This window comes from Mucilaginibacter gilvus (genome assembly GCF_004054195.1).
Lineage (GTDB): Bacteria > Bacteroidota > Bacteroidia > Sphingobacteriales > Sphingobacteriaceae > Mucilaginibacter > Mucilaginibacter gilvus.
Map to the genome: position 1 here is coordinate 36,134 of NZ_SBIW01000012.1, position 12,434 is coordinate 48,567.

General features: G+C 47.1%; 9 protein-coding genes. 5 read left to right on the plus strand and 4 right to left on the minus strand.

The window, feature by feature from the left end; genetic code table 11:
- Positions 1-238: 238 nt before the first annotated feature.
- A complete protein-coding gene (locus tag EPL05_RS19985) occupies positions 239-3,985 on the plus strand; it encodes a S8 family serine peptidase (protein ID WP_128535769.1) in 3,747 nt (1,248 codons plus the stop codon).
- A 70-nt stretch (positions 3,986-4,055) separates the two neighbouring features.
- Here EPL05_RS19985 and EPL05_RS19990 read toward each other — a convergent pair whose 3' ends face one another.
- Positions 4,056-4,547: a hypothetical protein gene (locus EPL05_RS19990; protein WP_128535770.1), complete on the minus strand. Its 492-nt coding sequence runs from the start codon at positions 4,545-4,547 to the stop codon at positions 4,056-4,058.
- A 168-nt stretch (positions 4,548-4,715) separates the two neighbouring features.
- Between EPL05_RS19990 and ggt the strand changes: the two genes are divergently transcribed.
- From ggt to EPL05_RS20010, 4 genes are all read left to right on the plus strand, one after another.
- A complete protein-coding gene (gene ggt, locus EPL05_RS19995; RefSeq protein WP_128535771.1) occupies positions 4,716-6,428 on the plus strand; it encodes a gamma-glutamyltransferase in 1,713 nt (570 codons plus the stop codon).
- Positions 6,429-6,598: 170 nt separating this feature from the next.
- Positions 6,599-7,039 carry a MarR family winged helix-turn-helix transcriptional regulator gene (locus EPL05_RS20000; protein ID WP_128535772.1) on the plus strand — a complete coding sequence of 147 codons (441 nt, stop codon included), beginning with the start codon at positions 6,599-6,601 and terminating at the stop codon, positions 7,037-7,039.
- A gap of 91 nt (positions 7,040-7,130) precedes the next feature.
- Positions 7,131-7,625 carry an FKBP-type peptidyl-prolyl cis-trans isomerase gene (locus tag EPL05_RS20005; RefSeq protein WP_128535773.1) on the plus strand — a complete coding sequence of 165 codons (495 nt, stop codon included), beginning with the start codon at positions 7,131-7,133 and terminating at the stop codon, positions 7,623-7,625.
- A gap of 6 nt (positions 7,626-7,631) precedes the next feature.
- The gene (locus EPL05_RS20010; protein WP_128535774.1) at positions 7,632-8,582 is read left to right on the plus strand and encodes an FKBP-type peptidyl-prolyl cis-trans isomerase; all 951 of its coding nucleotides are present in this window, start codon (positions 7,632-7,634) and stop codon (positions 8,580-8,582) included.
- Between the two features lie 5 nt (positions 8,583-8,587).
- Here EPL05_RS20010 and EPL05_RS20015 read toward each other — a convergent pair whose 3' ends face one another.
- The 3 genes from EPL05_RS20015 to EPL05_RS20025 all read right to left on the minus strand — a co-directional run bounded on the left by EPL05_RS20015 (position 8,588) and on the right by EPL05_RS20025 (position 12,345).
- Positions 8,588-9,898 (minus strand): cryptochrome/photolyase family protein, encoded by a 1,311-nt coding sequence (locus tag EPL05_RS20015; protein WP_128535775.1) that lies wholly within the window; start codon positions 9,896-9,898, stop codon positions 8,588-8,590.
- Positions 9,891-10,796, minus strand: a complete 906-nt coding sequence (locus EPL05_RS20020) for a TIGR01777 family oxidoreductase (protein ID WP_128535776.1) — start codon at positions 10,794-10,796, stop codon at positions 9,891-9,893. The genes EPL05_RS20015 and EPL05_RS20020 overlap by 8 nt, the downstream gene beginning before the upstream one ends.
- 100 nt (positions 10,797-10,896) lie before the next feature.
- A complete protein-coding gene (locus EPL05_RS20025) occupies positions 10,897-12,345 on the minus strand; it encodes an SDR family oxidoreductase (protein WP_128535777.1) in 1,449 nt (482 codons plus the stop codon).
- Positions 12,346-12,434 lie beyond the last annotated feature (89 nt).

Below are 12,434 nucleotides of genomic sequence, written 5' to 3' on the forward strand. Positions count from 1 at the left end.
TCTGCTTTTAGGGTATTTTTTGGCTATATAATTTCGCTGAACAATATATATATTGTTAAAACAGGGTTGTATTTGCGAGGATGAATTATTCCCGGTCATGGTTAATCTGGTGTTTAAACGTATTTGGAGTAAGGTTTATTAAAAAAAAACCACTTTAACTGTTAAAGTTATCCGCTGTTCTGCTTTTTTATCCGCCTTTAAATGTGGAAACTTGTACATCCGCCTGCTTTTTTAATTTATGAGAAAACTTCACCTGGCTCAATTATTAAGTTTTTTATGTTTTTGTTGCATCTCTCCCGCGTTTGCGCAAAACCCATTGGTTGATGCCGCTAAAAAGCAGGAACTCAACCGCATATCCGCGCAAGCCAACCAGGCATTTATTACCGGGCAGCAAAAAGCCGTTTCGCTGGCGAAGGCGCGCGGCTGGTCTATCCGCAGTAAAACCAAAACAGGCAATTTGAAAACGCTGCAGGGGGTAAACAGTCTGGGGTTCCCGGTTTACCTGGTTACGCATAACAATACTATTTCCGCTGCCACTATAGGTACCAACGCGGTACAGCCGGGCGGTGCTTTGGGGCTCAACTTATCTGGCAGCAGTACTTTTCTTAATAACAAACTGGCCATTTGGGATGGCGGCTCGGTATACGGGGCACATGTAGAATTTTCTGGCAAAACCATCACTTCCAAAGATGCCGCCAGTGTGCTCGATCATTCCACCCACGTAGCGGGTACTATGATAGCCAAAGGGGTTTACGGCCCTGCAAGGGGGATGGCATTCAATACGCCGGTGCTCTCTTCCTGGGATTTTGATAACGATGTATCTGAAATGAGCGCCGCCGCACCGGGCCTGCTGCTTTCTAACCATTCTTACGGCGATGTGGCCGGTTGGGAATATAATAGCACTGCGGGCCATTGGGAATGGTACGGCCTCCCGGGCGATACGGAAGATTATAATTTCGGTTTTTACGATGCCCGTGTACAGGCCTGGGACCGGATAGCCTACAACGCGCCCTATTATCTCATTGTGGAATCGGCCGGTAATAGCCGGGGCAGCAATGGCCCTGCGGTCGGCGAAACCTATTATGGTTATGCCAGTAAAACCAATTCATCTATCGTAAACAAAGGGCCAAGGCCGGCAAACCTCAGCAGTAACGATGGGTACGATATCATCAGCACCACAGGCACCGCCAAAAATATATTAACAATAGGCGCGGTAGGGGCTTTGCCAAATGGCCCGGTTAACCTTTCCGATGTAGCTGTTTCCTACTTTAGCAGCTGGGGGCCAACAGATGATGGCCGCATTAAACCCGATATTGTGGCCGATGGCGAGAACGTGTTATCTACCGGTGTAAGCAGCCCCAATTCATACCTTACCTTGTCGGGCACTTCCATGTCGGCGCCCAGTGTAACGGGCTCGCTCTACTTGTTGCAGGAATATTACGCGCAAAAGAATGCAGGCGCTTTTATGCGTGCAGCCACCCTTAAAGGGCTTGCCTGCCACACCGCATTTGATGCCGGAAACCCTGGTCCCGATTATATTTACGGGTGGGGTTTGCTCAATATGCGCACCGCCGCGCAGGCCATTACTGATAATGGAACAAAGAGTCTCATCAGTGAAAATGCCTTAACGCAGGGGCAGAGTAAAACATTCACGGTTACCGCATCAGGCAGTGGGCCATTGGCGGTTTCTATCTCCTGGACAGACCCACAGGGTATACCAAACGCCGAAGGCACCATCAACAGCAGGGTACCCAAACTGGTTAACGATCTGGATATCCGCGTAAGCGATGGCGCTTCCACTTTTAACCCATACGTGCTAAACCCCGATAACCCATCGGCGGTAGCTACCACCGGCGATAACATCCGCGATAATATTGAACAGGTGTACATTGCCAATGCTACGCCGGGTAAAACCTATACCATTACCGTGTCACACAAAGGCACGCTGTCATCAGGCAGCCAGGCATATTCGCTTATTGCTACGGGTATTGGCGGGGCGGCTTACTGTGCATCGAGCCCATTATCAACCGCCGATTCGAGGGTGAATAATTTTACGCTCTCCAATATCAACAATACCCCCGCCGCGGGATGCACCGGTTATTCGGATTATACCAATCTTACCCTGCAGTTAGAGCAGGCAAAAACTTATCCTTTCAGCATCACCGTGGGTAGCTGCGGCAGCAATTTTAACAAAGCAGCCAAAGTTTTTGTGGATTGGAACGGCGATGGTGTGTTTGCAGCCAATGAACTGGCTGCCACAACCAACGTAGTAAATGGAACGGCTACCTATACCGGTAATATTACGGTGCCGCTATCGGTAATACCCGGTAACTTCGGCCTGTTGCGTGTAGTGCTTGCCGAAACCGCTGATGCATCAACCATAGCCGCCTGCGGTACTTATACCAAGGGCGAAACGCAGGATTACCGGGTGCAATTTTTAAAACCCGTGGCCGATGCCGGGGCAACAGCCATTGTGAATGCGGAGGATGGTACCTCGTGCGCGGTAGCCACGGCGGTGATAGTAAGGCTAAAGAACTATGGTAGCGCCAGCATTAGCAATGTGCCGGTTACTGTTACGGTAACCTCACAAAATAATACGGCGGTTACCTTTAACGAGGTTTACACCGGTACCATCAGCCCGCTGGATGAGGTTGATTTTACCCTTACAGGAAAGTTTAATACCGTAGCAGGCGCTACCTACACCATTACTGCCGAAACCCATTTAACCGGCGACCCCATAACCACTAACGATAAAACTACCGGCACGGTAAGCATAAGCCTGCCGCCTGCATTGGGTACTTTAAGCGCGTATTTGTGTAATAACAATAACTCGTACCTGCTTAAGGGCACCGGCGACGGGCAATTGCTTTGGTATACTTCGCCTACGGCTGCTTTGCCAATAGCTTTCGGGCCTGTTGCTTCAACCACCACGGCCCCGGTAAACAATACTTTTTATGCCGGATTAAATGATTTTAGCGGCAACGTTGGTCCGTTTGCAAAAACAGCGTTTCCGGGTGGCGGGTACAACCAGTTTGGGCCATCGGTAACGGTGTATACCAATGTTCCTGTAGTATTAGAGACAGCCAAAATGTACTTTGGTAACTCCGGGAAGCTAACATTTACGGTAACTAACGCCAATGGCGAAACGGTTTCGTCCACCACCATCAACGCTACTGCTACCCGCACCATACCAGGTGAGGGCGCACAAATTGACGATGCTGCAGACCAGGGAACACTTGTTACGCTCAATTTAACCCTGCCCACCGCTGGCACTTACTCCATTACACCCTCGTATGATAATACAGTAACGGTGTTCCGTAATAATAGCGGGGTTACCGGTTATCCGTTTAAAATTGGCAATATCTTCAGTATTATGGGTAATACGGCGCAATCGCCCACTAACGCTAACGATACTACCTATTACAAAGGTTTTTACTATTACTTTTACAATCTGCATGTAAAAAGCATAGGCTGCCCTTCGGCAGCGCGCTTGCCTGTAACTGTAAACAAACCGGTGATCACCCAAACCGGAGATGCGCTCAATTCTAACTTCACCGAAGGGAACCAGTGGTTTTTAAATGGAGTTGCCGTAGTTGGTGCAACGGCTGCAACTTACACACCTATCCAGAGTGGGAATTATACCATAGAGGTAACTTTAAACACGGGCTGTGTGAGCAGGTCAAACGTGTATAACTTCGCGCTGGTAGCTAAACACCCCGATACCAGTACCGATATAGGGCTTACCATTTTTCCAATTCCGGCCATTAGCAATTTAAACGTGGTGTTTGTGGCAAAGGAAGCAGGCACCGCCAAAATAGAAATTGTGAATACCGCCGGCCAGGTAGTGTACCAGCAATCGCAAACCATAGCGGCAGGCAACTTTAGCGCGGCTGTAAATATCACTAACCAATTACCCGGAACATACTTACTGAGGGTAACATTACGGCAAAAGGTATATGCCAAAAAAATAATTATTGTGAAGTAAGTTAGTACGATAGTATTAACCACAAAGGCCCCGCAATTGCAGGGCCTTTGTTAAATTAGGTTGCCTGAGCTTAAAAAGTATACTTCAATCCCAGTCCCGGCGCAAGGTCAAAGAACGGGCCGGTAGCCAGTTCTAAACGTGGGTTAAGATCCAGACTGACGGCGATAGGTGCGTCGGCTATCTTATATTCAAGGCCAAGCACACCATCGGCACCTAAAAGGATGTGGTTGTCATCGTAATATTGGTCGTTACCAAAGCCCCTGTAATTGCCTTTGCCGATAGAACCCAGGTGGGCACCAAAGCCATAGTAAAATTTTAATCCCGCGGTGTTAAAGGCGGGTTGGTGCAATTCGTAAAGGCCGGTAAGCACGGCACCATGTGAGCGAATCCCCAGGATGCCTTCCAGCGCGGTACGCTCGTCTAAAAAGTGTTTTACCGAGAAGCCATTTTCATAACCGCCGAATTTTACGCCTACGGCAGTTTTATAATCCTGCGCCTGCGCTCGGTTCGCGATGAGTAAAAACGAGCATAAAATAAATGCTATAAAGGAGATCTTTTTCATAATGATAGTTTTCGTATAAACGGCATAATTGAGGTTTTATGCTTATTTAGCCAAAATGAATGTGGCTTTTTGCCTGATATGGCTGGTTGTCAACAAGAAAATTACACGGTTGGAGACTGGAATTTTATCCCAAAATAGATTAATTTGGCAGAAATTATATCCCCCGCAATGATAAACCGCAAATTTGCCACATACAATAAACTATTCGCTGCAGTCCTGTTCTTATGCCTTACGGCGGGCTGTGTAAAAGGGCAGTTAGGGCAAAATGTAAGCGGCCAATACCGCAACGGTATGGTTGTTTGCGCCTACCCGGATGCATCCCAGGCAGGGTTGGATGTACTAAAAAAGGGAGGTAACGCCGTAGACGCCGCGGTGGCGGTACAGTTTGCACTGGCGGTTACCCACCCGCAGGCGGGTAATATTGGCGGCGGTGGCTTTATGGTTTACCGCTCGGCATCCGGCAAAACAAACACGCTCGATTTTAGGGAAAAAGCACCTGCGCAGGCCAGTACCAACATGTACCTTGACAGCGCAGGCAACGTAATACCAAATATGAGCTTGTACACCCATTTCGCGGCGGGTGTGCCGGGTTCTGTTGATGGCATGGTGGCCGCGCATAAAAAATACGGCAAATTAAAATGGGCCGACTTGCTGCAACCCGCTATAAACCTGGCCCTGAACGGATTTAAAATGACCGCGAGGATAGCCAATGATATCAACCGCGCCAAGGCGAAATTTAAAGTACTTAACCCCGGTAAAAATTACCTGGTGAAGGATGTTGATTGGAAGGAAGGCGATATAATGGTGCAGGAAGACCTGGGCCACACGCTGGAACTGATCCGCGATAAGGGCCGTGATGGTTTTTACAGCGGCAAAACTGCCGACCTGATTGTAGCTGAAATGAATACCGGTAAAGGTATTATGACCAAGGCCGATCTGCAGAATTACCATTCGGTATGGCGCGCACCTATTACCGGCAATTACAAGGGTTATAAAATTATTACCATGCCGCCACCCAGCAGCGGTGGTATAATATTGATGCAGCTATTGAAAATAGCCGAAAGATACCCGCTAAAAAGATGGGGCTTTAATAAAGATTCTACCGTGCAGGTGATGGTGGAGGCCGAGCGCCGCGCCTATGCAGACCGGTCTAAATACCTGGGCGACCCGGATTTTTATAAAGTGCCGAAAGATAGCCTGCTGAACTCCCAATACCTCCTTAAACGGATGGCAAACTTTAACTGGAATGCCGCCACGCCAAGTGCGAGCATACAACCCGGCATATTTATGGGTTACGAAAGCGACCAAACCACCCACTTCTCCATAGTGGACAGAGAAGGGAACGCGGTTGCTATAACTACCACGCTGAACGATACCTTCGGCTCGCATGTGTTTGTAGGTGGCGCGGGCTTTTTGCTGAACAATGAGATGGATGATTTTAGCTCGAAGCCGGGCGTGCCAAACATGTATGGCCTGCTTGGCGGCAAGGCAAACAGCATTCAGCCCAACAAAAGGATGCTATCGGCTATGACGCCTACTATTATAGAAAAGAACGGCGACCTGTACATGGTGGTAGGCACTCCGGGCGGCGCTACTATCATTACCTCGGTGTTTCAAACCATATTAAATGTAATTGAGTTTGATAAAAGTATTCAGGGAGCGGTATCAGCCAAGCGCTTTCATCACCAATGGATGCCCGATGAAGTGGGTGCCGAAGCCGATGCCCTGGATAGCCTCACCATAGATAAGTTAACAAAAAAGGGCTATAAGTTTACTAAACGCGGATCGATAGGCCGGGTAGATGGCATCCGGAAAACCAAATGGGGCTACTACGAAGGTGGGGCCGACCCAAGAGGAGATGATACTAAATTAGGGTGGTAGTGAAGAAGTCGATAGTCAATGGTCGATAGGCCATGGTGATGGATGGTAAGGTACAATATCTTATATGTCCAATCGTTTTGTTTAAACATGTGGGAGATATTTGCATATCTGAAAAAAACTATGGACTATCGACTATGGACTATCGACTAAAATACTAAGTTTGTTGCCGTATGCGAAGCAGTGTAAAACACCAGGAAACAATTGATTACTTCTTAAAGATCGTTTGGCAAACCGTTGCTAACCGGTATAACCAGATAGTAACGGAATTTGGCATTACACAATCTATAGGCTATCTGCTCATCAATATCGATGAAGAAGGTACTACCGTATCGCAGGCAGCTGCTTTGCTTGGCCTAAAATCTACCAGCCTTTCGCGGATGCTTAATCAGCTGGAAGAAACAGGGCTTATTTACCGCCAGTCTAACAAAGGTGATAAGCGCTCTGTGAAAATATTTTTAACAGATCTGGGTAAAGAGAAACGCCAGATGGCCAAAGATGTGGTGAAACAGTTCAATAACTATCTTAACGCCCACATTAGCGAGGCAGATAAGCTGTATTTAACAGAGATTCTGAAAAAAATAAACCAGCTCACTATTAACTATAAGCCTTAAACCAAAGCTTATTTATACCCTCCAAGTGTTAAAAAGTGTTAAGCTGCCGTTTTTGCCATATAAAACAATAAATTTGCAGATTATTAAAGGAATGAACAGGTTACTGGTGATCATATTATTACTTGCCGCTGGCTTATCCTCTTGTAAAAAAGGATTCGATGTGGCGGAGGAAGTAAGGGCGCAGGGCGTTGTTGATGATAAGATAGTGGAGGATTATATCGCCGCTAACGGCCTCACCACAACTGCAAAGCGGATTGATACCACGGGCGTTTTTTATATTGTGATAGCCCCGGGCGAAGGAAGCAATCTGTTCACGAATTCCACAAGGGTAACTGTGGATTATAAAGGCAGAATATTAACCAGTGGCAAGGAGTTTACGCAAAGCAACAATTTTCATCCCTCGTTTACGCTGGGTGAAGTGATAAGGGGCTGGCGACTGGGGATACCGCAAATTAAGAAAGGCGGCACCGTACGATTGTTGCTACCGTCGCGTTATGCATACGGCCCGTACCCTCAACAAACTTTAGGCTTACCCGAAAATTCGGTGCTTGATTTTGATATACAACTTTTAGATGTAACGAACTAATTTTAGATGAAACAAAAGATTTTTACTTTTTTACTGATCGCCGCAGCCGGCCTTAGCGCTTGCCGAAAAGATACCGTTGACCCGACTATAAAAGAATACGACGAACAGCAGATCAAAAATTATATTGCAGCAAACAGCCTTACCGGTTTTATCCGCGATACCATTGGCGGCGATACTACCGGGATGTATTACAAGATCATAAACCCGGGCAGCGGCCCCAAGGTGGAATATTCTGACAGGCTTGCTTTGGTTTTTACCCTGAAAAGTTTTGATGGTAAGTACGCCTCAATCGATACCATATCTAACCACTTTTACGATTACCTGGGCCATTTGGCGCAGGATGGTTTACCAAAGGGCTTACAAACCGGCATATTTAACCTGCTGAAATATAAGGGAGCAAGTATGCGCCTGCTAATACCCTCGCATCTTGCGTATGGTAAAGACGGTTACGGTACCGGTAGTGTTACCAATGTAAATAGCCGTATAGCGGGTAACCAGTCGCTTGAGTATTATGTGCATGTAATTGATGATCAGCCTGCGTATGACGATCTGGTGATACGTAATTACCTTACCGCTAACACTTTAAGTGGCTACACTAAAACAGCTTCGGGTTTGTACTATAAAATAATTACACCGGGTACAGGTGCTATTGGCGAGATCAAAGATCTATCCATCGTAACCTCTACTTATACAGGCGCATTATTAAACGGTGTTGTGTTTGATGAAGCATCAAAAACTACCGCCTATGTATTTACTCCTACAGTAAGCGATGGCCTTTCCGGCTTGGTTAAGGGTGTAAAAGAGGGGTTGGAAGATCATGCTACCGTTGGGACCTCTATATCGTTGCTATTACCTTCGGGATTAGGTTATGGCAACTTCCCGACAACGGGAAGCTCAATACCATCTTTCGCGCCGCTTAGGTTCGAGTTTCAGATAACTACGGTTACGCAGTTATAGTAATATTAACTTAAGGCTGTTTTAAAAGCCTTTAAACAACGATCTCGTGCAAAAGCATGGTCGACAATGGGTTTTGGATATTTGCTGAGGTCAGCATATTCCGGAACCCATTTTTTTACGTATTCTAATTTCGGGTCAAATTTTTTGAGCTGCGATTCCGGGTTAAAAATACGGAAATACGGTGCGGCATCGGTACCGCTGCCGGCCGCCCATTGCCAGCCGCCTACATTGCTGGCCATTTCATAATCAAGCAATTTCCGGGCAAAGTAGCGCTCGCCCCAGCGCCAGTCTATCAGCAGGTCCTTACTTAAAAAACAGGCCACTACCATGCGTACGCGGTTATGCATGTAGCCAGTGGTGTTCAGCTCGCGCATCCCGGCATCTACCAGTGGGTAACCGGTTTCGCCATCGCACCACGCTTTAAATTGTTGCTCGTTGTTTATCCATTTAATGTTGTCGTAATCGGGCTTAAAAGCGTTATCCATTGTTTTTGGGAAGTGGTGCAGCACCATCATGTAAAACTCGCGCCATATCAGTTCGTTTAGCCATGTTTTTTCGTGCGCCTTGTGCGCGTCGGTTGCGCACTGCCTGATGCTCACCGTACCAAAACGCAGGTGCAGTCCAATATGCGATGTGCCTTTTATCGCCGGGAAATCGCGCTTCTCCGCGTAATCGGCAATAAACTTTTCATACCCTGTTTCGGGAAACTTTGCATCACTTTTTGTAAAGCCCATTGTTGTTAATGACGGCAGGGCGGTTGCTTTAAATAGATATAGGTTTTTTAAGTACTGTTCGTTAGGGTAGGCCTTCAGGTAAAATGGCTTTAGTTTTTGATGCCATTTGTTTTTATATGGGGTGAAAACCGTGTAAGGCTTGCCATCATCTTTTACCACTTCTGCCCGTTCAAATATTACCTGGTCTTTAAAGGTTTTAAACTCAATATTGTGTTTGGCTAATAATTGTTTCACGGCCCCGTCGCGCGCTGCGGCGTAGGGTTCATAATCATGATTGGTATAAACCGCCGCAATTTTATGATCTTTTATCAGTTTGGTAAAAGCATACTCGGGGGTATCGTATACTACTTCAAGGTCGCTGTGGTGCGTATTTAAAGCCGACTTTAAATCCTCTATCTTATTATATATGAAAGTTACGCGCGCGTCGTCCTCATCTTCCAATTCGCCCAGTATCTCTTTATCAAAAATAAAAAGGGGCAAAACCGGGTTGCCGCTTTTAAGGGCATGGTAAAGCCCTGCATTATCCGTTATACGCAGATCGCGGCGGAACCAGAAAATTGTTACAGGTGTATTTTTATCCATAAATTTCTTGCAATGCCGATGTTACATCAGGGTATTTGAATTTGAAGCCGGCATCCATTATTTTTTGTGCCGATGTCCTGGTACTACCCAATACAAGGGTAGCCATCTCGCCAAAAAGCAGTTTTATTAAAAACGCGGGTACTTTTGGGGCCCAAAGCGGGCGTTTCAGCTGTTTGGCAACGGCGTTGGTTAAATAGGCATTGGTTACCGGGTTTGGCGCAGCCATAAGGTAAGCGCCCGTTAGTTTTTCATCATCGAGCCCCATCATGTACATGTCTACCACATCGCGGTGATGGATCCAGGGGACCCATTGTTTGCCAGTGCCTAAGGGCGAACCAATACCAAATTTTATGGGCATTGCCAGTTGCGGCAGCGCGCCGCCGTCGGTAGTAAGTACAACCCCGGTGCGGAATTTTAGTATCCGCAGTCCCAGTCCTCTACCCTCGTCTACCGCGTTTTCCCAGTCTATGCAACAGGTGCCGATAAAATCATGCGCGGGTTCGCTTTCTTCGGTCAGCAACACATCACCGCGATCGCTGTAATAACCCACGCCCGATGCGGAGATAACTGCGTGTACGCGGTTGGCTTTGGCCTTCATCAGTTCGTAAACCAGGCCGATGGATTTGGTGCGGCTTTCTACAATCTCGCGCTTGCGCTCGTCTGTCCAGCGTTTATCGGCAATGGCTGCGCCGGCGAGGTGGATGATGGTATCTACCCCGTCGATGCAATGCTCGTCTATCTGCCCTTTGTCTACGTCCCACAAAAAGGTTTTCACCTTTGGGTTTTTGCCTTTGGTGCGGCTAAGATGGTTTACGGTATGGCCCTTGCTCAGTAATTCGTCGGTAAGTTGTTTCCCCAAAAGCCCCGAGCCGCCGGTGATGAGTATGTTTTTTTTCATTTATAAATTGTTCATGGTTAATAGGTGATAGTTCATAGGAAGCTTCTAAGTTTGATAGTAAAGGTTCGGCTATGAACCATAAACTATCAACCATGAAGCATCATCTTTGAGCTTCTTCAAAATTCACTATCCGCCGGGCCATCCCTTTAAATATAAAAAGGTGAAACGGCCACATCAGGTACCAGTACATACGGCCCCAAAGCCCGCGGGGCCTAAAGGTAGCTACCTGGCTGAGAAAAGTTTTACCGTTGCGTTCAATAATTTTAAACTCCAGCCAGGCCTCTCCAGGCAATTTCATTTCGGCATACAGCAATAGCCTGCTGTTGAGTTTATCGGCAAGTAAAACACGCCAAAAATCTATCACATCGCCGGGCGAAACGCTGATGTTGCTGGTGCGCCCACGTCTGCTGCCCACGCCGCCAAAAAGCTTATCCAAAAAACCGCGTATGCTCCAGATCCAGTCCCAATAGTACCAGCCCCTGCTGCCGCCGATAGCCATAATGTTTTTTAATACATCTGCGCTGTCGCGGTGAAAGGGCTGTTTTACCTTATATTCCAGCGTGCCGTTCTGCGGTACTTTTATCTGGTCCATAAAGCGCGAGGTAAGGTAGCCGTTGTTCAGGGCATCCTTCCAACTGCTTACAATGGAATTTTGTTCTATCTTTTTAAAAGCAAGTTGCAGCGCCTCTTCGTAGCCCAGGCAATCCCGCTTTACCACGCCGTCAATATCATGGTTTTTCATAATGGTTTCGTTCTTCATGCTATCCACCAGGCTTTGGGCAAGCGAATAACTGGTAGAAGTAACAAAGTACAGCCAATACGATGATATTTTTGGCGAGAGGAAGGGAATGGTAATAATATACCTTTTTAGCTTACGCACTTTGGCGTAAACCAGCATCATTTGTTTAAAGCTGAGGACATCCGGCCCGCCAATATCAAATGTTTTATCAAATGCATTTTCGTTCAGCAGCACACCTTCTAAATAGCCCAGTACATCGCGGATGGCGATGGGCTGGCTTTTGGTATATACCCAGCGTGGAACAGTCATGATGGGGAGCTTCTCTGTTAGGTCGCGGATAATTTCAAATGACGAACTGCCGGAGCCGATGATAATAGCCGCCCTTAAAACGGTTATGGCCGCTTTGCATTCCTTCAATACATCTTCTACATGCCTGCGCGAACGGAGGTGATCTGATAACCCGGTATCGTTCACTATTCCACTGAGGTAAACTACTTGCTTGCAGTTTGTTTTATTAAGCGCCTGCGCAAAATTATGTGCCGAAAGCGCCTCCAGCGCTGCAAAATCAGCAGCCTGCGCCATGGAGTGCACCAGGTAACAGGCCGCGTCGACGTCCGACGGGATGGCCTCTATACTTTCTTTCTTCAGCAGGTCGCCGGTGAGGAGGGTAACCCGTTCGCTGTAATCGTTTTGTTCGTGAAAGCGGCGCTTGTCGCGCACCATGCATACCACGGTATGACCCTTTTCCAGCAATATGGGAATGAGCCTTGTACCTATATACCCATTAGCGCCGGCAAGTAAAATTTTCATGTGTTAATGCAACAAGCAAAGCGGCCCGCTGTTTTACATAGAGGTATAAGGAGTAAGGATAAGAGGCACTGTATTGCGCCGCCTATTTC

Bases quoted from the DNA above. Each gene is read 5' to 3' on its own strand.
- EPL05_RS19985 (WP_128535769.1), top strand. From the start codon at position 239: ATGAGAAAACTTCACCTGGCTCAATTATTAAGTTTTTTATGTTTTTGT.
- EPL05_RS19990 (WP_128535770.1), bottom strand. From the start codon at position 4,547: ATGAAAAAGATCTCCTTTATAGCATTTATTTTATGCTCGTTTTTACTC.
- ggt (WP_128535771.1), top strand. From the start codon at position 4,716: ATGATAAACCGCAAATTTGCCACATACAATAAACTATTCGCTGCAGTC.
- EPL05_RS20000 (WP_128535772.1), top strand. From the start codon at position 6,599: ATGCGAAGCAGTGTAAAACACCAGGAAACAATTGATTACTTCTTAAAG.
- EPL05_RS20005 (WP_128535773.1), top strand. From the start codon at position 7,131: ATGAACAGGTTACTGGTGATCATATTATTACTTGCCGCTGGCTTATCC.
- EPL05_RS20010 (WP_128535774.1), top strand. From the start codon at position 7,632: ATGAAACAAAAGATTTTTACTTTTTTACTGATCGCCGCAGCCGGCCTT.
- EPL05_RS20015 (WP_128535775.1), bottom strand. From the start codon at position 9,898: ATGGATAAAAATACACCTGTAACAATTTTCTGGTTCCGCCGCGATCTG.
- EPL05_RS20020 (WP_128535776.1), bottom strand. From the start codon at position 10,796: ATGAAAAAAAACATACTCATCACCGGCGGCTCGGGGCTTTTGGGGAAA.
- EPL05_RS20025 (WP_128535777.1), bottom strand. From the start codon at position 12,345: ATGAAAATTTTACTTGCCGGCGCTAATGGGTATATAGGTACAAGGCTC.